Annotated in this window: 12 protein-coding genes; 5 read left to right on the top strand and 7 right to left on the bottom strand. The window is 62.7% G+C overall.

Annotated elements, in window-relative coordinates; genetic code table 11:
• Positions 1 to 68 precede the first annotated feature (68 nt).
• Positions 69 to 11,180, bottom strand: coding sequence for a type I polyketide synthase (locus A5790_RS19815; protein WP_082961799.1), 11,112 nt, complete (start codon positions 11,178 to 11,180; stop codon positions 69 to 71).
• A gap of 217 nt (positions 11,181 to 11,397) precedes the next feature.
• Here A5790_RS19815 and A5790_RS19810 point away from each other — a divergent pair, with 217 nt between their 5' ends.
• The 4 genes from A5790_RS19810 to pe all read left to right on the top strand — a co-directional run bounded on the left by A5790_RS19810 (position 11,398) and on the right by pe (position 18,861).
• Positions 11,398 to 12,840 carry a condensation domain-containing protein gene (locus A5790_RS19810; protein ID WP_066848359.1) on the top strand — a complete coding sequence of 481 codons (1,443 nt, stop codon included), beginning with the start codon at positions 11,398 to 11,400 and terminating at the stop codon, positions 12,838 to 12,840.
• Positions 12,841 to 12,847: 7 nt separating this feature from the next.
• Positions 12,848 to 15,856: an RND family transporter gene (locus tag A5790_RS19805; protein WP_066848037.1), complete on the top strand. Its 3,009-nt coding sequence runs from the start codon at positions 12,848 to 12,850 to the stop codon at positions 15,854 to 15,856.
• 60 nt (positions 15,857 to 15,916) lie between these two features.
• Complete coding sequence (locus tag A5790_RS19800; protein WP_082961798.1) at positions 15,917 to 17,656, top strand: AMP-binding protein; 1,740 nt, start codon at positions 15,917 to 15,919, stop codon at positions 17,654 to 17,656.
• A gap of 68 nt (positions 17,657 to 17,724) precedes the next feature.
• A complete protein-coding gene (gene pe, locus A5790_RS19795; RefSeq protein ID WP_066848033.1) occupies positions 17,725 to 18,861 on the top strand; it encodes an acyltransferase PE in 1,137 nt (378 codons plus the stop codon).
• 12 nt (positions 18,862 to 18,873) lie between these two features.
• Here pe and A5790_RS19790 read toward each other — a convergent pair whose 3' ends face one another.
• Positions 18,874 to 19,548 carry a GAP family protein gene (locus tag A5790_RS19790; protein WP_066848032.1) on the bottom strand — a complete coding sequence of 225 codons (675 nt, stop codon included), beginning with the start codon at positions 19,546 to 19,548 and terminating at the stop codon, positions 18,874 to 18,876.
• A gap of 182 nt (positions 19,549 to 19,730) precedes the next feature.
• On the opposite strand from A5790_RS19790, the gene A5790_RS19785 reads away from it, so the two are divergent.
• Positions 19,731 to 20,219, top strand: a complete 489-nt coding sequence (locus tag A5790_RS19785; RefSeq protein ID WP_066848030.1) for a flavin reductase family protein — start codon at positions 19,731 to 19,733, stop codon at positions 20,217 to 20,219.
• 53 nt (positions 20,220 to 20,272) lie between these two features.
• Here the strand turns inward: A5790_RS19785 and A5790_RS26040 are convergent, their stop codons facing one another.
• From A5790_RS26040 to A5790_RS19765, 5 genes are all read right to left on the bottom strand, one after another.
• Complete coding sequence (locus A5790_RS26040) at positions 20,273 to 20,434, bottom strand: hypothetical protein (protein WP_094292676.1); 162 nt, start codon at positions 20,432 to 20,434, stop codon at positions 20,273 to 20,275.
• 195 nt (positions 20,435 to 20,629) lie between these two features.
• Positions 20,630 to 21,382, bottom strand: a complete 753-nt coding sequence (locus A5790_RS19780; protein ID WP_066848028.1) for a succinate dehydrogenase/fumarate reductase iron-sulfur subunit — start codon at positions 21,380 to 21,382, stop codon at positions 20,630 to 20,632.
• On the bottom strand, positions 21,379 to 23,295 hold the full coding sequence (locus tag A5790_RS19775) for a fumarate reductase/succinate dehydrogenase flavoprotein subunit (RefSeq protein ID WP_066848025.1): 1,917 nt from the start codon (positions 23,293 to 23,295) through the stop codon (positions 21,379 to 21,381). The genes A5790_RS19780 and A5790_RS19775 overlap by 4 nt, the downstream gene beginning before the upstream one ends.
• Positions 23,296 to 23,328: 33 nt before the next feature.
• Positions 23,329 to 24,168 carry a hypothetical protein gene (locus tag A5790_RS19770; RefSeq protein WP_064399957.1) on the bottom strand — a complete coding sequence of 280 codons (840 nt, stop codon included), beginning with the start codon at positions 24,166 to 24,168 and terminating at the stop codon, positions 23,329 to 23,331.
• A gap of 45 nt (positions 24,169 to 24,213) precedes the next feature.
• The gene (locus A5790_RS19765) at positions 24,214 to 24,507 is read right to left on the bottom strand and encodes a hypothetical protein (protein ID WP_066848023.1); all 294 of its coding nucleotides are present in this window, start codon (positions 24,505 to 24,507) and stop codon (positions 24,214 to 24,216) included.
• Positions 24,508 to 24,554 lie beyond the last annotated feature (47 nt).

The following is a 24,554-nucleotide window of genomic DNA, read 5'->3' as shown; positions in this document are numbered from 1 at the left end:
TGGCGTACCTCTCCTTTGACCAGCGCTCTTCTGATGAGAGGACGAACACAACTGTGCGCTCGGCGGCATCAGGTGGCGTCCGGAATCGCTTGCGACTCCGAATTCATCTGCGGTTCCAGAGCTTCTATTTCCGAAATCATCTGGGTTTGCAGAGTTACCGTCTCCGAAATCGCTTCCGTCTCCGAAGTTTCCGTTTGCTCGGCGTCAGGCAGTTGGCCAACGAGGTACTCGGCTAACCCGCCGATCGTCGGATAGTCGAACACCGCGGTCGCATTGATCGTGAACGCGCCGCCGAACTGGCTGTGCAACCGGTTGCGCAATTCGATCGCCATCAGCGAGTCCGTCCCGAGATCCAGGAAGCGGCTGGTCGCCGCGGGTGGCTGTGCCAACCGCAGGAAGTTCTGCACCTCGCGTTGCAAGAACTCGGTGACGAAGGCGGCGCGTTGAGGTACCGGGATCTCCTGCAACTGGCGCAGCAACTCACTGTCACCGGTCGTTTCACCTTCGGGGCGAGGCAGCACGAGGTCCAGGATCGGTGGACGGGCAGCCCCCAATATCTTTGCGGCCCGCTGCCAGTTGGCCTTCACGACGGTCGCCTGGCTGGTGCCGTTGGTGACAACTTCGGCCAATGCGCTCAGTGCCGCCGACGGTTCCAGCGGTGCCAGGCCCTGTGCGTTGAGGTTGTTGCGCACGGCTTCCGACGATGCCATGCCACCTTCGGCCCACGGGCCGAAGTTGACCGATGTGGCGGGTAAGCCCTGTGCGCGACGACACGCGACCAGCCCGTCGAGCAGTGCATTGGCTGCCGCGTAGTTGGCCTGTCCGGGTGATCCAAACACGCTGGAAACCGACGAGGAGACGATGAAGAAGTCGAGATCATCAGCTCGCGTGAACCGGTCCAAGTGTAACGCGCCAAAAGCTTTGGGCCGCAGTGTTGTCCGGAAGCGGTCGAGGCTCTGTTGAGGAAGCAATGCGTCGTCGAGCACGCCGGCAAGATGCACCACGCCGGCGAGTGGGGGCAAGTCCTCGCGGATCCGTTGCAAGAGCTGAGCAACCTCGGACTCGTCGCCGACATCGGCCGCAAAGGTGTGGATACGGCACTTGTAGCGCTCGGTGATCTCGTCGACCGTGCGCCGCGCGTTCGCATCGGGCTCGCGGCGGCTGGTCAGCACGATGTCACCAGCGCCCAATTGCGCCAGATAGGCGGTGGTGTGCAGACCGATCGCCCCGAGCCCGCCGGTGATCAGATAGCTTCTATCGGACCTTGCCTGCAGCGGGTTCGGTATCTGCATAACGATCTTCCCGATGTGCCGGGCTTGCTGCATGCGGCGAAACGCTGCCCTTGCCTCCGTAATTGGATAGATCTCAGCGGGCAGTGGCGTCCACTCGCGGCTTGCCATCCCATCCGACACCTCAGTCAACAAGCGCTTGACATGGTCAGGGTTTTGCAAGGCGGTGAGGTCCAATGCGACGATCTCGTAAGCAATATCGGGTCGGGCCGCCGCCATCTGCTCAGGTGTCCAAATGTCGCGCTTGGCGATTTCGGCAAAGCGACCGTTGAGCGCGGTGGCCCGCACGGTGGCTTCGACGAATCCCTCGTTGGTCAGGCTATTGAGGACGACATCGACGCCTGAACCATCGGTGTCCGCCAAAATCTGGTCCGCGAAATCCGTAGTGCGCGAGTCGTAGACGAACTTGACGCCCATTTTGCGCAGCGTCGCACGCTTGTACTTACTGGCGGTCGCAAAGACGATGGCTCCGTGTTGCTGCGCCATTTGAACCGCGTATAGGCCGACACCGCCGCTGGCGGCGTGAATGAGCACGCGGTCACCGGCTTTCAACTGCGCCCAGTCAAACGCGAGCCTTACCGTCAGCGCCGCAGCGGGGATGGTCGCTGCCGCAACCGCGCTTAGTCCCTTCGGCAATGGCGCCACCAGCTGGAGCGGGACATTGAATCGGCTGCAGAATGCGCCCTGCATGAATCCGTATACACGTTGGCCCACTTCAACGCCTGTGACGCCGTTCCCCAGCTGCGTGACAATACCGGCGAAATCCCCGCCGATAGGCCCAGGATCACCCGGGTACAGGCCGAGTACGTTGAGCACATCTCGGAAATTAAGGCCCGCAGCCTCCACCTGAACCTGCACGTAACCATCGCCCGGTGGTGACAACTCGGTTTCAGTCAGACGCAGATTGTCGATCGCGCCGCGTTCGGTCGGCGCGAGGACGTAGTCCCCCGAGCGGGGAACGGTGAGATGGCCGCTGCGCGCCCAGGGCAATAATCTCGAGGCCAAGAGCTTTCCCTGCCGGATAGCCAGCTCGGGTTCGTCGATCGCCGCCGTCAACAGGTTGGCGAGTATGCGCACCGCATCCGGTGATCCGTCGCTATCGACCAATCTGCAGCGCAGAGCCGGTTCCTCATTGATAGTGGTGCGCCCGAGGCCCCACAAAGCGGCCTGTAAGGGATCAACCGGTTCGCCCGACTCAGTGGCCACGGCCCGCTCGGTGACGACCCAGACACCACCGGGAAGCTTTACACCGCCGCTTCCCGAATTCGCTTGAACGGTGTGCACAGCGCTGAGGAGGTTGACGATCTCGGCTTCGAGCCGCGCGACGGCTTCAGCGCTCGACTCCTCCGTCTGAGGCACGGACGCGCGCCAAACGACACCGGAGAACCCGACACCGCGGTCGTACGCGTCTACCAACAACGTCCCCAACGTCGCCGAATCAGTGGTCCGGTCGAATGAAGTGCAGCCGGGGACAGTGCTGGCAAGTTCATCGAATCCGGCGATCAGCCACGTCCCATTCGCCGGGACGGCGGAATCATCGAGCGGCGCTAGCGGCACCTCGTGCCAGCCAAGGGTATAGAGCAGCCGGGTGGCGTCCCCACCTAGGCCCCGAAGTAGCGCCTCACGTGGCGCCCGCTTGACTGTGAACTCGCGAATTCCTCCGAGGAGCCGACCGTCTCGATCGACGAAGTCCAGATCGAAGACTTGAGTCTCATTGTCGACGCCGCTGGCGTGCCACTTCGCCCGGCAGTAGAACCTGCGTGGAATCCTCTCCTGCAACCACACTTGTCCGTACCGCAACGGTAAGAACATGTCGTTGACGCCTCGTTCGAGAGCGAGATGCGACGGAAATGCCGGGAAGGTGACACCGGTGCACAGATCCATCAGCACCGGGTGCATCGGCTCGGTGCCGAGGTGCTCGGCCAGCATTTCGCCGACGAGAATGTCGCCAATCGCCTCGCCCTCACCGACCCACAGTGACTTCAGGGAACTGGACCAGACCGGCCCCCAAACCAATTCCGCGTCAGCGAAGGTTTCGAACAACTCTTGGGTGCGCATGCGCCCCAGCCGCTCCACCACTTCACTGATTGGTTCAGTGCTCTGCGCTACCGGTTCATCGCTCACAGCGGAATCGGCGCTCAGGACGGTGCCGTCGGCGTTCAACGACCATTCGGCATCACGAACTCCGTACGGTCGACTATGCAGTTTGAAGCTCACATCTCCGCCGTCCTCGAGCGGATGCAGCGTCAGCTGTACTTCGCGAGAAGCCTTCTCAGGCAGGATAATCGGTTCATAGAAGAAGATGTCTCTGGCCCGGGCCGGCGCTCCGGCGGCGGCTAAGACCATGGCCACGTACGTGGCACCCGGAACAACGACCGTTCCGTAGATGACATGGTCGGACAGCCAAGGCTGTGTCTTGACGGACAGCCTTGTGGTGTAAACGGAGTCGCCGGAGGCGAGATCCTTCGCGCTCCCGAGTAATCCGGATGTCGCGGGTCCATCCACCGTGATGCCTGACGTCTTGGGCCAGAAGCGGCGGCGTTGGAACGGATATGTTGGCAATTCGACTTTGGGACGGCGCTGGCGGTTGAGCGCAGCGAAATCGAGGCGGTGACCGCCCACGTACGCCGCGGCCACCGCCTCCGCGATCTGACGGCGGTCATCAACGCCTTTCCGCAGTGAGACCACTGCCCGCGGTGCAGGCATGTGCTCCGGCCAGATCTGCACCGCGGCGCCGGTTAGCACCGGTTGCGGACCGATCTCCATCAACACCGAACATCCGAGCGCGGCTGCGGAGCGCACACTTTCGGCGAATTGCACCGGCTGGCGGGAGTGTCGCCGCCAGTATTGTGCATTCAGCGGCGTTTGGGTGGCGAGCACAGCACCGGTGCGATTACATACCAAGGGGAGCGTCGGTGCGGCGAACTGCAATTGCTCTGCGTACGACTCGAATTCGTCGAGCACCGGTTCCAACAGCTCAGAGTGGAAGGCGTGGCTGGTATCCAGCCAGGTGCAACGGATGCCTTCATCACTGAATTTCGCGACTATCTGCTCCAGATCCTCGCCGGGACCGGAGAGGACTGTGTTCGGCCCGTTGTAAGCGCCGATCGACACTCGTGTGAACTCACCGGCGATATCCTCGACATGCTTCGCGTCGGTGAAGATCGCTACCATGCGACCGCCTTCGGGCAGGCTACCGAACAACCGGCCGCGCTCGGCCATCAGCCGTGCCCCGTCTTCTAGGCTCAATACCTCGGCCACACAGGCCGCCGCGTACTGTCCGACGCTATGACCGAGGACGACGTCGGGTTCAACGCCCCACGACTGCCACAGCCGAGCCAGGCCCATCTCGACCGCAAAAAGTGCAGGTTGCGCAAATGACGTGTGCTGTAACACTTCTGCATCGTCACGGTTTGTAGAAAAGAGGACATCGAGCAGTGGGCGCGGAAGCATACCGTCAACCGCGTCCGCGCAACGTCGTACCGTTTCAGCGAAAACCGGTTCGGCACCGTACAACTCGCGAGCCATGCCCGGATACTGACTTCCCTGTCCCGTGAACAACCACGCGGTCGTCGGTCGATCGGCGCACTCGCCACGCAGGACACCTGGGCGTTGCCGGTTCTCGGCCAACTCGGTCACGCCCTCACGGGCGCTCTGGAGCGAATCGACGACCAACGCAGCCCGATGCTCGAAATGGGAACGGCCCGTTCCCGCGGTAAGGCACACATCAGTGAGGTCGACGTTCGGATATTTATCGAACCAGACCCTGTACCGCCGGGCCAAGGCGATCAGAGCTTCGGGAGACCGCGCGGAAAGCGGCAATACGTTGACCGGTTGCTCATTTTCTGAGGACGCCGAGGACGTTTCGGTCGGCGCTCCTGCTGCGCCTTCAGCGACCTCAAGCGGCGGTGCTTCCTCAATCAGCACATGAGCATTGGTGCCGGTGAAACCAAAAGAACTCACGCCGGCACGGCGCGGCCTCCCGTTGGTCTGCCACGGAATTGCCTCATCGACGACTCGCACCGGCAGCGAATCCCACGGGATATGCGGCGAGGGGTTGTCGAAATGCAGGCTCCGTGGCAACAATCCGTTCTGCAAAGACAATACGACTTTGATCAAGCCAGCTGCTCCGGAGGCGGATTCGAGGTGACCGACGTTGGTTTTGACCGATCCCATCAGCAAGGGTCGGTTCTGATCGCGTGAGGCGCCGTAGACCGCTGCGGCCGCTTGCACCTCGATCGGATCGCCCAACGGCGTGCCGGTCCCGTGCGCCTCGAGATAATCGACATCGTTGCCCGTTACACCCGCGCGGGCTAGCACAGAAGCGATAAGCCGTTGCTGCGCGCCGCCATTGGGCACTGTCAAGCCACTGGAAGCGCCATCCTGGTTGACTCCGCTGCCAGAGATCACCGCCTGGACACGGTCACCGTCGCGGAGCGCGTCGCTCAACCGCTTGAGCACCAGAACGCCGCAGCCTTCACTGCGCACATAACCGTCAGCTGATGCGTCGAAAGTCTTGCAGCGACCCACAGGAGAAAGCATCCTGGCGCGCGATGCGGCGATCACCGTCACCGGGCTCAGCAGAACGTTCACGCCACCGGCCAGGGCCATATCGCAATCGCCGGTGTGCAATGCCTGGCAGGCTTGATGGACCGCCACCAACGCCGAGCTACATGCGGTATCAACCGCGACCGCCGGCCCCTCGAGGCCAAGGGCGAACGCAACGCGGCCGGATACCGCATTGAGCGCGTTGCCGGTGATGAAGTACGGCTCGATTTTGTCGACCGACTCGGAGGACAGCAGGTGTGCGTACTCGTTGGCCGCGACTCCCATGAAGATGCCGGTTCGGCTGCCGCGCAATGCGGCTGGCGCATACCCAGCCCGTTCGAGACCCTCCCAAACCGTTTCGAGCGTCAGCCGCTGCTGTGGCTCGATCCAGACGGCTTCGCGCGGAGAGATACCGAAGAATTCGGGGTCGAATCCGTCGATGCCATCGAGGAAACCGCCGCATCGCGTGTAGATCTTGCCCGGTGTCTCGGGATCGGGGTCGTAGAACTCGTCGATGTCATAGCGATCCTCAGGGACTTCGCGGATCGCGTCGACACCGTCAGAAAGTAAGTCCCAAAAAGCTTCTGGGTCTGGCGCGCAGGGAAAGCGGCACGACACCGCGATAACCGCGATGGGCTCGTCTGTACGCGTCCCCAATGACGAGGCCTGCGGGGTGGGAGCAGCTTGCTCGCCGAGGCCCAGTACGTCGTCGAGCAGGTACTCGGTTACATCGGACAGGCGGGGATGATCCATCACCAGCGTGACAGGAATCTCACGGCCCACTCCCTGTTCGAGGCGCCGCCGCAATTCGACGGCCATCAGAGAATCCATGCCGAGGTCGAAGAATCCTGTGTCTTCGCGGACTTGGCCGGTATCTACCCGCGTCACATCTGCTACCGCGTTGCGCAAGTAATCGGTCAAGAGCTTCTTGCGTTGCTGCACCGGGGCTTTGACCAGCCGCTCGACCAACTCAGTGTTACCCGATGGCAGCACAGGCGTTGCCGGCTGGTCGGTAGGCGCCTCTGCGGCCAGCTGCTGCAAAAATGCCCGCCTGCCTGATTGATCGTAGAGCGGCAGGAAACGATTCCAGTCGATCCGGGCCACCACTGCTTGCACGGAAGAAGCTGCGATCACATCAGCGAACCCCGCAAGTGCGTCGGCAGGGGATAACGTCTTGACACCCCGTTGATCCAACCGTGCGCGGGACTCCGCGTCCGCCATGCCGGATGCCCAAGGACCGAAATTGACGCTGAATCCAGGGACACCTCGCTCGCGCATACGCCAGGCCAACCCGTCGAGAAAGGCGTTCGCTGCGCCGTAGGCCGTTTGACCGTATCCGCCCCATACCGACGCGATCGACGAGGTGCTAATAAAGAAGTCTAGGTGGAGCGTGGCAGCTGCTTCACTTAAATGCCAGGCGCCCAGAGCCTTCCCCGCAAATACCCGATCCATTTCGGCTTGCTGTGACTCGGAGTCCCCGGTGAGCGGAGTGGTTCCCACCTCCCCCGCTGCGTGGACGATACCGGCCAGCGGCGGCAACTCAATTTGCATTGTGCTCAACAGGTCCCCGATTGCGTCCGCGTCGGCGACGTCGGCGGTCATGACATGGATTTCGCAGCCATGGCGTTCGCTCAATGCTTCAATGCGTTGTCGGACAGAATCGGCGGGAGCGCGGCGACTGGTCAGCACCACCTGCTTGGCACCCTGTGTCGCGAGGAAGTCGGCGATCTCCAGTCCTATCGCACCGAGTCCTCCAGTCACCAAGTAGGTCGCATCATCGCGGAGTATCAGCGGTGTACCGCTCGGCTGACCGGCGCGCCGTACCAGTCGCGGGACGTAAGCTTCGTCGTCGCGAAGGGCAAATTGATCGTCTCTGAGTGCGGACTCGGTTGAGGACTCGACCCGTTGGAGCAACCGAGACCACTCGTCGGCTCGGATCTCCTTGCCTTGCGGTAAGTCTGCCAAACCGCCCCAGACCTGTGGTAGCTCCAGCGCCGCGGCGCGACCAAAGCCCCACAGACAGCTTTGATCCGGTGCTACGACATCCCCGTCCACGACTCGCTGGGCACCCTTGGTCACCAGCCATATCGGGATGCGCACACCACTCGCGCTCGCTGCGCGAAAGAGCCGTCGTGTTGCGCTCAAGAATCGGTGTTGCATCTGCAGGAGAGATTGCAACGACGGTGTGGTCTCGGAGCCGACGGTGGGAACATGCAGGATTCGGACCATCGAATCGTCCGCGGCCGCAACGCGTAATTCGTCGGCGAGATGTTCCTCGTCAGAGTCGGACAAGGGCAATCCGACGATCCGGTGCCGATGACCTCTCGTCGTCAACGCCTCAATCAGAGGTCGTACCGTATCGGCAGACTCGGTGATCAGAATCCAGGTGCCCGTCGCAGCGGCAGCGCTGGAAGTGAAAGTGCCGGCTTTCTCCCAACACACCTCGTAGCGGTCGTCAGCGATGGAGTGACTCGCCCGTTGTCGGTTGTGTTGCGACGCGAGCTTGGTCAGCACATCGATGGTCCGGTGGTCGTTGTCCGGCCCGTCGAGTAGGGATGCAAGTTCTTCGATCCGGCCGTCCTCGAGAAGGCGGACGGTGTCGGTACGGGGCCCTTCGAGGTTCTGCTGTTGGTGAGGACGCTCCCGGTTGTCTCGATACCAATATTCGCGATGCTCGAACGGATAGAGGGGTAGGTCGACCTTCCGTGCTCGGGCATGCCTCATTGCGCTGAAGTTGGGCAGGTGGCCCAACACATAAGCCTCGGCAACCGCTTCAATGATCTGGCGTTGGTCGGGAGTGTTCTCTCGCAGGGACGCGATCACCCGTGGCGTGGTGGACGGATCCGGCCATGCCCCCAGAGCCGCGGCTGCGAGTACGGGTCGGGGGCCGATTTCGAGCAGCACCTTGCAGTTCTGGTCGGCAAGGGTCCGGACGCTCTTGGCGAACTCCACGGGTTGACGCGCGTGACGGCGCCAGTAAGTGCCATCGAGTTTCACGCTTCTGCCAAGCGCAGCGCCGGTTCTGTTGTCGATGAGGATTCGTTGGGGTGAGTTGAATTGGATCCGCTGCGCTGTCGCCTCAAAGTCATCCAGGATCGGCTCAAGCAGCGCCGAGTGGAACGCATGGCTGGTTTCGAGCCAGTCGCATCGGACACCGTCAGCGACTAGGCCAGCCACTGCCTTCTGCAGATCCTCTGCGGGACCAGACAATACGGTGTTCGTGCCGTTGTACGCGGCTACCGACAAGCTGGGGAACTCATCGGTCTGAGTCTCGACAAGATCGGCGTCGGCGAACACTGCGGCCATTCGGCCGCCGGAGGGCAAGCTGGCGAATATGCGTCCGCGCTCGGCCATCAACAGGGCGCCGTCGTCGAGGCTGAAAACACCCGCGAAACAAGCCGCCGCATATTGGCCGACGCTGTGACCGACGACGACGTCTGGTTCCAACCCCCAGGACTGCCAGAGAGCGGCCAAGCCCATCTCCACCGCGAATATCGCAGGCTGTGCATAGGAGGTCTGCCTCAGCGTGTCTGCGCTGGCGGGAGTGTCCTGGTCGAAAATGACCTCGAGCAAGGGCTTTTCGAGGATACGGTCCGCAGCAGCTGCACACCGTTGTAGCGTTTCGGCGAACACCGGCTCGGTATCGAACAACCCGCGCGCCATCCCGGGGTATTGGCTGCCCTGGCCGGTGAACAGCCACGCCGTCTTCGGCGCCTCCGAGGATTCTCCGCGCACCAGACCCGGCGCTGGCCGGGACTCTGCGAGAGCACCGAGCAGCTCAATGGCGGATTCTCTTGAGTTGGCAACGATTGCGGCCCGGTGTGTGAGGGGCGCTCGACCCGCCCCAGCGGTGTAACACACGTCCGCGAGGCCGGCCTCCGGGTGTGCGCTCAACCAATCGCGGTATCGCGCGGCGACCTGTGCCAACGCGGACGGTGTTCGCGCAGAGAGCGGGAGAAGATCGAACTGCCGGTCCGCTACATGGACGACCGGACCCTTGACGGACCGCGTTGTCTCCATCGGAGCTTCTTCGACGATGACGTGAGCATTTGTGCCTGCGAATCCGAATGAGCTGACTCCGGCGATACGTGGCACGCCGTTGCGTTTCCACGCAGTGGGGTCCTTGACTACCTCGACCGGGAGCCGGTCCCACGGAATGTGGGGTGAGGGATGTTGGAAGTGAAGGTGCTGCGGCAGTAACTCGTTCTCGAGCGCCAGGATGACCTTGATGACACCCGCGATACCTGCTGCTGCCTCCAAGTGGCCGATGTTCGTCTTTACCGACCCAAGCAGCAGCGGGTGGTTCACGTCGCGTCCCTCGCCGAGCACCGCACCTGCCGCCTGTGTCTCGATCGGGTCGCCCAGCGAAGTCCCGGTACCGTGCGCCTCCAGGTAGCCGACCGCACCGGGTTCGACGCCAGCTTGCTTCAACGCATCAGTGATAACGCGTTGCTGGGCAACGCCATTGGGTACGGTCAATCCGCCCGACGCACCGTCTTGGTTGATTGCGCTGCCGCGGATCACGGCTCGAATCCGGTCACCATCCCGAACTGCGTCCTCAAGTCGCTTGATGACGATGACGCCGCAACCCTCGCCCCGAACATAGCCGTCGGCGGCCGCGTCGAACGTCTTGCAGCGACCGTCGGGCGCGAGCATGTGTGCGCTGGAGAAGGTGATCATGGTGGCGGGAGTGAGCAGAAGGTTCACTCCGCCGGCAAGGGCGAGATCACATTCGCCCAGACGCAGCGCTTGGCACGCCTGATGGATAGCAACAAGCGACGAACTACACGCTGTGTCGACCGCGACCGCAGGTCCCTGTATTCCCAGCCTGTAGCTGATCCGACCCGCCGCCGCAGCGTGCGACGTCCCGATGGCCATGTAGGCCTCGATTTCCGGATAGGTCAGCTCGTCGGACGCCATTCCGAGGTAGTCGTGAGTCGACATGCCCACGAAGACCCCGGTTGTTGTGCCGGCTAAAGCCGTTGGCGCAGTTCCCGAATGCTCCACTGCGTGCCAGGCCGTCTCCAGCAACAACCTATGTTGCGGGTCCATCAACCTGGCCTCGCGTGGGGAGACGGCGAAGAACGGTGCGTCGAAACCCGTTGCATTGTCAATAAAACCGGCACGACGGGTCACGATCTTGCCGGGCGCGTCCGGATCCTGGTCGAAGAATTCATCGACGTCCCAACGATCCGCCGGCACCTCCGACACCGCGTCGCGGCCGTCGCGCAGCACCTCCCAGAACTCGTCGACGTCTCTGGCGCCCGGGAAGCGCGCTGCGTATCCGATGACTGCAAGATGCGGAGCCGGCTCGGTCGGCTGTGCGGCGGATGCGGATGCCATGCGTGGTCCTCCCTTGCGTCGGCGAAGAAGGTGGCCGCTGAGGCATCTCTCACGCCGAAAAATGCATGTCCGCAGGGGACACTATGGCATCTCCGCGCGCCATATGGGTGTGTTGGTCTTCCGATGTTCGACAAACGTCGAGCGGCCGCGTTCGATGCGGAGGTATGTTGAGCCGCACGGCTGGCGTGGGTCCGCAGCCGAGCGGAAGGACGGCGATTTGCGCATCGGCAAGATCACGGTTGGCGCACTTGACGAATGGTCGCTGAAGCCGGGAAATGTCACGTCGTGGCATCCGACAGACGCCGCTCGGGAAAAGGCGCGGCACGCGCCGGTCAGTGCGGTGCCGATCAGTTACATGCAGCGCCAGCATCTCCGCAATTTCTGCGAACGGACAGCCGCGGGACTGAACTTCTCTCGACAAATCATCGCGAGCTGCGACGTGGTCGGTGAGTGCGACATCACGGCGATGGATCACGCCGTCAACGCCTATCTGCGCCGACACGACACCTTCCGCAGTTGGTTTGCAACCACCGACGAGGGGGAGTTCATTCGGCATGCCCTCGCGGATCCCTCCGACATCGAGTTCATGCCCGTCAATCACGGCTTCCTGACTGTTGATGAGATACACGCCCATGTGGTGGGCATACCGAGCCCACTGGAATGGGCATGCTTCACTTTCGGGATCATCCAGAACGAGGACTACTTCACTTTCTTCGCTGCCGCGGATCACGTCCACGGAGACGCGACATTGATCGGCACGACCATGTTGGAAGCAAATGGCATGTATTCGTCGTTCAACGAGCGTGGAACTGCGCTCACACTTCCGGATGCCGGTAGTTTCGACGATTTCTGTGTCCGCGAGCGTGAGCGCACGTCAGCTTTGACCGTGGATTCGCCTGAGGTTCGGGCTTGGATCGATTTCGCCGAAGCCAACAACGGCGGCTTCCCAGAATTTCCGCTCCCGCTAGGTGATCCGCTCAAGTCGAGCAGCAGTGACATGATGTCGGAAGTCCTCATGGACCCAGCTCAGACGGAGCGCTTTGAATCAGCTTGCACAACCGCCGGCGCGCGCTTCATCGGCGGCTTGTTCGCCTGCCTTGCCCAGGTCGAACACGAGCTGACCGGTGCCCTCACCTATTACGGGCTCACTCCTCGGGATTCGCGAAGCGCGACGGACAATTTCATGACGCAGGGATGGTTCACCGGCCTGATTCCGATCACCGTGCCGATTGGCGCTGCGTCCTTCGCTGACGCCGCTTGGTCAGCGCAGGCGGCTTTCGACTCGAGCCTGAATATGGCGAAGGTACCCTATTACCGCGTTCTGGAATTGGCGCCGGGGCTGAATTGGCCCCAGCCGAATTTTCCGGTCTCGAATTTCTTTCATGGTGGCGCCGCTCCGCTCAACGCTGTTCTGGCAGCCGCCGACATGGGTCTCGCCAACAATATCGGAATATATCCGGATGGTCGTTTCTCGTATCAACTCACTATCTACATCTTCCGCTACGGCGAGGGCACGGCGATGGCGGTCCTGCACCCCGATAATTTGGTCGCAAGGAAATCGGTCGCCCGCTATATGAACACGATGAAGACGGTGTCGGAAATGGTCGCTGACAGCGGGAATTGGGGGGGGTGTCGCATAGCGTGGAGCGGCGGGGGGTGAGAGAGATATGCGGCGGTTAGCCCATCTCGTCGTGCGGTGGCCCTGGGTGGTGATCGGGGTCTGGCTCGCGATGGCGTTGGCGCTGCCGCTGGCACTCCCATCCCTCGATGAGATGGCCGAGAAACACCCGCTCGTCATCTTGCCCGACGATGCACCGTCGAGCGTCACCGCCAAACGGATGGCAGAGGCTTTCGACGAGTCGGGCTCGGACAACCTCTTAGTGATCGCATTCATCAACGAAGCCGGGCTGGTGCCTGCCAACGAAACCACCTACCGCAAGGTGGTGGATGCGCTGCGCGACGACGTCACCGACGTCGTATCGGTGCAGGATTTCCTGAGCACGCCACAGCTGCGCCCTTTTCTGACGAGCGAAGACAAGACGACCTGGGTACTGCCAGTCAGCCTGGAGGGCGAGCTGGGGACACCGCGGGGCTTCGAGTCATTCAATCGGGTGTCCGACGTCATCAGGCATAACGTCGGCGGAAAGGACGTGACCGGAGCCCTCACCGTCTACGTCACCGGTCCCGCAGCTACAGTCGCCGACCTCACCGTCGCCGGCCAGCACGATCGCCTGCCGATCGAGATCGCGATCGCTGTCCTGGTCCTTACCGTGTTGTTGTTGGTGTACCGCAGCTTGGTCACCATGTTGCTGCCATTGGTCACCATTGGCTCGTCGATACTTATCGCGCAGGCCGTCGTAGCCGGTTTTTCCGAGCTGACAGGTTCGGGTGTCTCGAACCAGTCCATCGTCTTCCTCAGCGCGATCATGGCGGGTGCCGGAACCGATTACGCAGTATTCCTCATCAGCCGCTTCCACGACTATCTCCGGACAGGTGTCGATATCGAGCGAGCGGTCACAGCCGCGCTGGTCTCGATCGGCAAGGTGATCACCGCATCTGCCGCCACTGTAGGCATCACCTTTCTGCTGATGAGCTTCACTCAAATGGGCGTGTTCAAGACGATAGGGGTCTCGTCGGCGATAGGGATCGGCATCGCTTTCCTAGCCGCAATAACCCTGCTGCCGGCAATCTTGATGATCGCCGGACCTCGTGGGTGGGTTAGACCGAGGCGCGAACTGACGGCGCAGTTTTGGCGACGCTCGGGTATACGGATAGTGCGCCGACCCGTGCCGCACCTTGTTGTGAGTCTGCTCGTCTTGATTCTTCTGGCCAGCTTCGCAATGTCCGCGCGGTTCAACTATGACGATCGCGAAGCCGTGGCGGCGTCAGCGGCGAGCTCGGTCGGATACGCGGCACTGGAACGTCATTTCCCGATCAGCCAATCAATCCCGCAATACATACTCATTCAGTCCCCGCACGATCTACGCACACCACGTGCCCTCGCGGACTTGGAGCAAATGGCGTCGCGCATCGCGCAACTGCCCGATGTCTCTGTGGTCAGCGGTGTCACACGACCGCTGGGAGAGGTACCCAGGGAGTTCCGGGCGACATTCCAGGCGGGACTCGTCGGTGACCGGTTGTCCGCGGGCTCCGCCCAGATCGGGCAGCGCACAGACGACTTGGACGAACTGGCAACCGGCGCCAACACGCTGGCCGACTCCCTGGTCGACGTTCGTGCACAGATCGATTCAATCGCGCCGAGTATCAAGAGTCTGCTGGAAACGGTCTCGTCGGTGAAAACTCAGTACAGCGGCGACACCTTAGTGCGGTACGTCGAAATCGCAGCGCAGCTCATCGACAGCCTCAACAAGCTCGGAACCGCCTCGGGCATGAGATTCGCCGCCGTCGAGGACATGTTCGCCTGGATGGGTCCCGTCCTGTTTGCGCTCGATGGCAACGCGGTCTGCGATGCCGATCCGTCTTGCAGAGCCACCCGTGCCCAGTTCCAGCGCGTGGTAGATGAAAATAACGACGGAAGCCGGAATGAGATCAATCAGCTCGCGGGCGAATTGCAGAGCGTCGAGAACGAGCAGGCCTTCAAGGCCACGATGAACAAGCTCAACGGCGCGCTCACCGCCGTCGGCGAGGCGGTCAGTGAAATGGGGCTGGACAAACCGGGTGGTATTGAAGAAGGTCTGTCCGATCTGCAGAAGGGTGCCGCCCGCCTGGCCGGGGGAAGCCAGCAAGTGGCCGACGGAGTCGACGAACTTGTCAAGCAGGTCAAGCTGGTGGCTACAGGCCTCGACCAGGCATCGGATTTCTTGATGACGATGCGGCACGACGCGGCAGACTCGTCGATGGCAGGGTTCAATATCCCGCCCCAGGTGCTGGACTCAGTGGAGTTCAGGAAAGCCGCCGAGGCTTTCGTCTCGCCAGACGGCCGCTCGGTGAGGTATTTGGTGCAGACCAAACTCAACCCGTTCAGTTCTGAGGCGATGGATCAGGTCAAGACGATCAATGACATCGCCCGCGGGGCTCAGCCCAACACTGCCCTCGCAGACGCGTCGATATCGATGGGCGGATTTCCCACCGCTCTGCGGGACACGCGCGACTACTACCAGAACGACATCCGATTCATCATCGTCATGGCACTCATCGTCGTCATGCTGACGTTAATCGTGCTCTTGCGTTCGATCGTCGCTCCGCTTTATCTCGTCGCTTCGGTCGTGGTCTCCTACTTCGCAGCTATCGGTCTCGGCGTCTTGACGTTCCAAGTGATTCTCGACGAGGAGTTGCATTGGAGCGTGCCTCCGCTGGCGTTCGTGGTGCTGGTCGCAGTGGGCGCCGATTACAACATGCTCTTCGTGTCGCGTCTGCGGGACGAATCGCCCCACAGCGTGCGTTTTGGCGTCATTCGCACCTTGAGCTCGACTGGTGGTGTAATCACCGCGGCGGGCCTGATTTTCGCCGCCTCAATGGCCGGGCTTCTGTTTTCCAGTATCGGCACCGTGGTCCAGGGTGGTTTCGTGATCGGCGTGGGGATCTTGCTAGACACCTTCGTGGTTCGCACTATCACGGTTCCTGCCGTCGCCGCGCTGATTGGGAAGGCGAACTGGTGGCCCTCACGGATTCGGCCGTCATCGTCGAACACGCGGATGCCGGCCGAGGTCACCTAGCAGACGCTGGCCCAGCGCCACAGGTCAGATATTGAAACAACAAACGGAGCAGCCAGGATTGTGACTACCACGACCCAGTCATCGATTCTGTCGATGCTGCACGGACGAGCCAGCCTGCGACCCGATGAAATCGCATTCACGTTCACTGATTACATCGACGCCTCGGCGGTTGCCCAGAGTGTCACTTGGTCGCAACTGGCACGACGAACAACGAACGTGGCACACGAAATTCGGCGCCATGGCTCGCCCGGCGACAGGGCCGTGATCCTGGCCCCGCAGAGTCTCGAGTACATCCTGGCATTCCTGGGGTCCATGCAGGCTGGACTGATGGCGGTGCCGCTCCCCTTGCCGCACCCCGGTTCCGGTCACGAGAGAGTTAGAGCGGTACTTGCCGACACTGAGCCGTCGGTCGTCCTCACGACGTCAGCGGCTGGAGACCACGTCCGCGATTTCGTGAATGTGGCTCGCGAGAAGGCCGCACCGCAGATCATCGAGATCGATGCACTGAACATCGAAGCCGAGAACGACGTAAGTGTTGCGCCGGACGAGTGGCCCTCCGTTGCGTATTTGCAGTACAGCTCGGGCTCGACCCGGCTACCGACGGGAGTCATGGTTTCGCATCGCAATCTCACCGTGAATTTCGAGCAGCTGATGAAGAGCTTTTTTGCGGACTCTCCACTCCCACAGGACGCCACGCTCGTGTCGTGGCTGCCGTTCTACCACGACATGGGTCTGGTGTTGGGAGTCTGTGCCCCGATTTTGTGCGGTCGTCGCGCTGCGCTGATGAGCCCCGTTGCGTTCCTGGAAAGACCGGCCCGATGGATGCGTGCGCTGGCCGAAAACCCGCACGCGTGGTCATCGGCACCCAACTTCGCCTTCGACCTAGCCGCGCGCAAGACGTCTGACGAAGATTTGAATGGACTCGACCTCGGCGGGGTGGTGGGCATCATCAGCGGCGCGGAACGGGTGGAACCGGCGACCTTGCATCGCTTCGTCGATCGATTCGCGCATTTCAATTTCCGCGACCACATGATGCGCCCTGCGTACGGGTTGGCCGAGGCGACGGTCTTCGTCGCGACGGGCACGTGGAGTGAATCGTCGCCCGCGGCTCACTTCGACGCGGAGGCGCTGGGTGTTGGCCGCGTTCAACCCTGCGGATCCGGGGAAGGGACGGGGCTGGTGAAGTATCGGACGCCCCAATCCCCGTCGATACGGATCGTCGACGTCCAGACGCACCAGGAGTGTGCGGCGGACGTGGTCGGGGAGATCTGGGTTCACGGAGAAAACGTCGCCGAGGGCTACTGGCGCAAATCGGTTGGGGAGCAGAGCTGCTTCGGCGCAACCCTTGTCGACCCATCACCTGGCACGCCGGACGGACCATGGCTGCGCACTGGAGACCTCGGCTTCGCCTACGAGGGCGAGTTGTTCATCGTCGGCCGCATCAAGGATCTGCTAATCATCCGTGGTCGCAACTATTACCCCGAGGATATTGAAGCGACAATTCAAGAGATCACTCGCGGTCGCGCCGCGGCGATATCGGTTCCCTTGGGCAGTACCGAAAAACTCGTCACCGTCGTCGAGGTCAAGACCCCGGGTGAGCTCGACGATACGGCGAAGCGCTCGCTGAACGCCGTCAAGAGCGATGTCACTGCCGCAATATCGAATACGCACGGTCTCAGCGTGGCAGACCTCGTCTTGGTGGCTCCCGGGGACATTCCTACGACGACGAGCGGCAAGATCCGTCGCTCTGCGTGCGCCGAGCAGTATCGACGCAATGAATTCCATCGATTGGACGCCTGAGGAAGCCGATGACTGGAGTAAGGTGCATCGCACTGAAGCCGAATAGGGCGGAGGCGTATCAGAAAGCCATGAAACGACTTCTCGCACTCGGCGTCACGCTCGCCACGATCGGCACGACAGGTTGTTTCGGAATCGGCATCGCTATAGCCGACGAACCGCCGTTCGTACCGCCTACACCTGACAACCCGGCGAACGTTCCCCTGCCTAAGGGAACCCCAGGGAAGGGTTACGCCCTTGGCGGCGCCCGCGTACTGGGCATCCCCTATGACGAATACATCATGCGTACCGGCGCGGACTGGTTTCCGGGACTGGACCGTCAGATCGTCGACTATCCCTCCGGACAGGTGCAGGGTCACACCCTGGAACGACTGTTCCCGGGCATCGGTCGACTTGACGACGAAATCATGCCCGGAGCGGGTCTCGACGGCCCCAGCGTCGCGGAATCGGTCGACGTAGGAGCGCCGAACGTCATCAATGCGATCCGGGAGGGCGGGCCCGGCACAGTCCTTGGGTTATCCGAGGGCGCAATGGTGCTCAATGAGGTCCAGGCGCGACTCGCGTACGACCCTGCCGCCCCGCCCCCGGATCAGTTGAGCTTCGCGATGTACGGCGACCCGGTGGCGCGGCACGCGTTCGGTGAGAGCTTTCTGACGCGTTCGTTCCCGGTGGGAACCCTGACGCCGTTCCTCGACTATCGGGTCCCGCCGCCCGTGGAGAGCCAGTACGACACCTATCAGTTCGTCACCGCGTATGACAGCATCGCCGACTGGCCGGACCGGCCGGACAACTGGATGTCAATCATCAATGCGCTTGCTGGCCTCGCGTCCGGTCACACCTCGGTGGCGTTCACCAAACCGAGCATGGTGCCGCCGCAGAACATCCGAACGACTGTCAACTCACGGGGCGCGAAGACAACCACCTACTTCATCCCCGAGGAGCACCTTCCGTTGGTTCTGCCGTTCAAATACGTCGGGGTCCCCGAAGAGACGCTGCTCAAGCTCGATGCGGTGCTGCAGCCTTACGTGGATGCGGGATACTCGCGAGCCGACAATCCGCTGACCGCGCCCATCACCGTGGCTCCGGGTAACGGTTACGACCCTGCGGCCGTCACGGCGCCTGCGACCCAGGCCGCCTTTGGCGGCGCCGCTGATCCGCTCTCGCAGATGCTGGCCGGGATGCAATACGTCTTGAAGAACGCCCCTTAGCCGCTGCCCCCGTTACAGGCCGGCGAAGCCTACAGCAAGCAGCACGCCTCCCACGGCCACCAACAGCAGAGAGACTCCGCGTCGGCCTTGCTCCCGCACCCAGTCGTAGAGCGCGGACAGTGTCGCGCGCGTGCGGTCCGGGGCCACCAGGTAGCACAGCAGCGGAATCTCTACGAGCGCGAATGCCACCACGTTGAACAGGATTAGTGCACCGAACTGGATTGTCGCCGCAGTTCCGGAGGCGACGATAAGTGCCAGCGCTGCCAGGTAATCGACCGACGGCAGGGCGATGCCGAGGCCCGCGACGCCCGCTGTCCACAGCGACCGGCTGTCCAGCAGTCGTCGAGCCCGTGCCGCAAGGTGCGCCGACATCCGAGTCAGGGGGCCGGGGGACGCGATGCCACCGGAACGTCCAACGATCCCCGTGTACACCAACGCAGCGTTGATCAGAACGACCGCGCCCACAACGATCTGCACCCACGGAAGCGTCGAATTTCCGGAGGCAAGCGGTGGGCGCAGCACGAACAGCACGATGGCGCCGACTGAGATGCCCATGACGAAACCGCCGATGATAAACGCGAGTAAGTGGAGTGCAGGCCGTGGGCGATTGAGCATCACGACCGTCATGCCGACGCGGAACGGCTCCAGACTGACCGCAAGTGCCATCAAGAGGAGCGGTATCCACATATGTTCGTCGATTCCCCGACCTACCGGTCATCCGCTGGCGGCTCGAGCATGGGCGTCACGTTACCGGTTGCCGTCACGCCGATTCCGACCGTCACCAGGTGCCGCGTCCACGACGTATCGCGGTCCGGTCAGCGGGCCGGACGTGGCCGCCGCGTGCGGTCGCGTGTGAAGATGGACGGGATATGAGCGCAACTGATCTGAGCCCGGCGACACTTCGCGAAGCGTTCGGGCACTTCCCGTCCGGTGTCATCGCGATCGCCGCGGAGATGGAAGGCACCCGTATCGGACTGGCCGCGAGCACCTTCGTTCCGGTCTCGCTCGACCCGCCGCTGGTGTCGTTCTGCGTCCAGAACACCTCCGAGACGTGGCCCAGGCTCAAGGAAGTCCCGTCACTGGGGATCAGTGTGCTCGGCGAAGCACACGACGAAGCCGCGCGGATGCTGGCCGCCAAGACCGGTGATCGTTTCGCCGGCCTGCACACCGTGTCGCGAGAATCCGGCGCGGTCTTCATCGACGGCACCGCGGTATGGCTGGAAAGCGTGATCGAGCAACTCGTCCCCGCCGGCGATCACACGATCGTGATTCTTCGGGTCTGCGACATCACCGTGCATGCCGACGTCGCGCCGATCGTGTTCCACCGCAGTACGTTCCGCCGCCTCGGCAACGGCTGATCTGGGTGCGCTACCGGTCGCTCAGCGATCGGTGATGCACCAAAGCCGTCGGATCAGGGCCGCGCGCTGAGCTCCTCGCGATACCCGGCCACCCGTCGCTCCAGCTCGTCCGCGTCGGCGGCTCGGCCTTCCTTGCGGGCGAGGACCGCGCGGGTGCTGAGCTCGCGGATCGCGGTGCGAATGTCGTTGATGCTATGCGGGTGTCGAAGTGCCACGATGCAACCTTTCGTCGTTGATTGGCCGCTACCCGCAGGGTACCTGCGGAATCGTGCCCGTCAACGGCCTGCCGTCGCCCCGCTGCACGGCGGAGAGCCTTAACGGGTTGATCGCAAGTAACTCGTGCATGCGATCAACCCGTCAGTGAAGTTCCCGGCTCTACCGTCGCCGGCTCAAGCTGTTTGTTCCGGCTCCTACCGTCGCCGGAAAAGCTTGTCGCCGAGCCACACCACCGGGTCGTACTTGCGGTCGGCGGCCCGCTCCTTCATCGGGATCAGCGCATTGTCGGTGATCTTGATGTGTTCGGGGCAGACCTCGGTGCAGCACTTGGTGATGTTGCAATAGCCCAGACCGTGCACTTCCTGCGCATCCTCGGCGCGCCGCTCGTGCACGTCGAGCGGATGCATGTCGAGTTCGGCCTGACGCATCAGGTACCGCGGGCCGGCGAACGCCTCTTTGTTCTCCTCATGATCGCGGATCACGTGGCAGACGTTCTGGCACAGGAAGCACTCGATGCACTTGCGGAACTCCTGTGACCGGTTGACGTCCTCCTGCGCCATTCGGTATTCGCCGGGCTGCAGGTCCTTCGGCGGCGTGAACGCCGGGATCTCCCTGGCCTTCTGATAGTTGAACGACACGTCGGTCACCAGATCGCGGATCACCGGAAAGGTGCGCAGGGGAGTCACGGTGATGACCTCGTTTTCGGCGAAGGTCGACATCCGCGTCATACACAGCAGACGGGGCCTGCCGTTGATCTCCGCCGAGCAGGATCCGCACTTGCCTGCCTTGCAGTTCCAGCGCACGGCCAGGTCGCCGGTCTGGGTCTGCTGCAGCCGGTGGATGATGTCGAGCACCACCTCACCCTCGTTGACCTCAACCGAGTAGTCCTGCAGCGCGCCGGCGTTGTCGTCGCCACGCCACACTCGCATCTTTGCCTGGTAGCTCATGCGTCTCTCCTAGACGAGTGGTTGGCGAGTTCTTCGGGGGTGAAGTACTTCTCCAACTCTTCGATGTCGATCAGCTCCAGCAGGTCGTCGCGCATCGGCACCTGGTCCTGCCTGGTGATGTCGATGTCGGGAACCACGGTCTCACCTTCGGCGCGGCACACCAGCAGCGTCTTGCGCCACTCGGATTCCATCGACGGATAGTCGTCGCGGGTGTGCCCGCCGCGGCTTTCGGTGCGCTCCAGCGCGGCCTTGGCGATGCACTCGCTGACCAGGATCATGTTGCGCAGGTCGATGGCCAGGTGCCAACCCGGGTTGAAATGTCGGCCACCCTCGACCCGAACCCGCTTGTACCGCTCGCGCAGCTCCTTGAGCTTGTCGATGGCCTCGGTGATCTCGTCGGATTTACGGATGATGCCGACCAGGCTGTTCATCGTGTCCTGCAGGTCCAGCTGCAGAGTGTACGGGTTCTCGGCGTTGTCGCCGTTGGACGGGCCCTCGAACGGATGCAGCGCCAACTTGGTCGATTCCTCGACCGCCGCGTCGGATACCGTCGGGCGCTCACCGAGCGCGCGCACGTAGTCGGCCGCGCCCATGCCGGCGCGCCTGCCGAACACCAACAGGTCCGACAGCGAGTTGCCACCCAGCCGGTTCGAGCCGTGCATGCCGCCCGAACACTCACCCGCGGCGAACAGTCCCGGCGTCTTGGCCGCACCCGTGTCCGGGTCGACCTCGATGCCGCCCATGACGTAGTGGCACGTCGGCCCGACTTCCATGGGCTCTTTGGTGATGTCGACCTCGGCCAGCTCCATGAACTGGTGGTACATCGACGGCAGCCGCCGCTTGATCTCCTCGGCCGGCAGCCGCGACGCGATGTCGAGGTAGACGCCGCCGTGCGGGGTGCCGCGCTCGGCCTTCACCTCGGAGTTGATCGCACGGGCCACCTCGTCGCGGGGCAGCAGGTCAGGGGTGCGCCGCGCGGAGTCGTTGTCCTTGAGCCACTGGTCGGCTTCCTCCATGCTCTCGGCGTACTGGCCTTTGAACACCGCCGGGATGTAGTCGAACATGAAGCGCTTGCCATCGGAGTTCTTCAGCACTCCGCCGTCGCCGCGCACACCCTCGGTGACGAGGATGCCCTTGACGCTGGGCGGCCAGACCATGCCGGTGGGGTGGAACTGGACGAACTCCATGTTGATCAGAGTCGCGCCCGCCCGCAGTGCCAGCGCGTGGCCGTCGCCGGTGTACTCCCATGAGTTCGACGTCACCTTGTAGGACTTGCCGATTCCACCGGTCGCCAACACCACGGCCGGCGTCTCGAACAGGACGAAGTTGCCGCCTTCGCGGTAGTAGCCGAACGCGCCCGCGATCCGATCGCCGTCCTTGATGAGGTCGGTGACCGTGCACTCGTGGAAGACCCGAATGCGCGCCTCGTAGTCGCCGAACTCCTCTTTGTCTTCCTGCTGCAACGAAACGATCTTCTGCTGCAGGGTGCGGATGATCTCCAGGCCGGTGCGGTCACCGACGTGCGCCAGCCGCGGATAGGTGTGCCCACCGAAGTTGCGCTGGCTGATCTTTCCGTCCTTGGTGCGGTCGAAGAGCGCGCCGTAGGTCTCCAGCTCCCACACCCGATCCGGGGCTTCCTTGGCGTGCAACTCGGCCATGCGCCAGTTGTTGAGGAACTTCCCGCCGCGCATGGTGTCCTTGAAGTGGACCTGCCAGTTGTCCTTCGGGTTCGCGTTGCCCATCGCCGCGGCGCAGCCGCCCTCGGCCATCACCGTATGGGCCTTGCCGAACAACGACTTCGTGATCACCGCGACCTTCAGGCCGCGTTCGCGCGCCTCGATGACCGCGCGTAAACCCGCACCGCCGGCGCCGATCACGACGACGTCGTAGGAGTGCCGTTCCAGTTCCGCCATTAAGAAAACCTCACTACCGATTGAATTAGGCGCTCAGCCAATGAATCTCAGGTCGGAGATGGCACCGCTGGCCACCAACATGATGTAGAAGTCGGTCAGCATCAGCGTGCCGAGGGTGATCCACGCATACTGCTTGTGGCGCACGTTGAGCCTGCTGATCTGGGTCCACATCCAGTACCGCACAGGATGTTTGGAGAAGTGCTTGAGGCGGCCGCCGGCGACGTGACGGCAGGAGTGGCACGACACCGTGTACGTCCACAGCAGGATCACGTTGCCGACGAGAATCACGTTGCCCAAGCCGAATCCGAAACCCGAGGGCGAGTGGAACGCCGCGATCGCGTCGTAGGTGTTGATCAGCGAGATGAGCACGGCGATGTAGAAGAAGTAGCGGTGGGTGTTCTGGATGATCAGCGGCAGCCGCGTCTCGCCCGTGTAGTGCGCCCGAGGTTCCGGCACCGCACAAGCCGTCGGCGACTGCCACACCGACCGGTAGTAGGCGCCGCGGTAGTAGTAGCAGGTCAAGCGGAACAGCAGCAGGAACGGCAGCGACACCGCCGCGTAAGGCAGCCACCACACATCGGGCAGGAACTGGCCGAAGTGGCTGGACTCCGGGATACACCCGGACTGCTCGGCGGCGTTCCACTTCGCCAGACACGGCGAGTAGAACGGCGTCAAGTAGTGGTAGTCGGCTACGTAGTACCACTTCTGCATGAACGCCCGCACCGTGGCGTAGATCAGGAAGGCCGCGAAGCCCAGGTTCACGATCAGCGGTGACTGCCACCACCGGTCGGTGCGCAGCGTGCGTTGCGGAATCTCGGCACGGCTCGGCGAAAAGACGCCGGTCGCCTTGCGGTCGGCGGTGGGTGCGCTCACTGTTGCCTTTCGGTGTTGAGTTGTCCCGGTGCCCGGGGGTCCGCGTCAGCGGACGCCGCCGAGCCCTTCGTCATCGACGCCGCGCCAGAAATCGGTGTCGTACTGGGTGTCCGGGATCGGGATGCGGTCTCCGGCGTGGTGGTGCACCACGCCTCGGGTCAGCTCCAGCTCTTCGGCGTCAATGTCGAGACGGTCGATGTCGTTGAGGATGCGTTCGGCGTCGTTGACGATCCGACGCGTCGCGGGGGTGTCCCCGTACCTCGACGCCAACGATGTCACGCACCGCCGCAGGCTTCCGATTAGCTCGTGCAGCTCGGCAAGTTCGGTAGTGCTGGACAATTGACCTCCTTGGGCTGAAGGGTGTCAGGCATCACAGTACGACACCC

The sequence above is a fragment of the Mycobacterium sp. 852002-51152_SCH6134967 genome, from assembly GCF_001667105.1.
Taxonomy (GTDB): Bacteria; Actinomycetota; Actinomycetes; order Mycobacteriales; family Mycobacteriaceae; genus Mycobacterium; species Mycobacterium neumannii_A.
The sequence above is the reverse complement of the archived record's forward strand: the minus strand, read 5'-3'. Positions and strand labels throughout refer to the sequence as shown.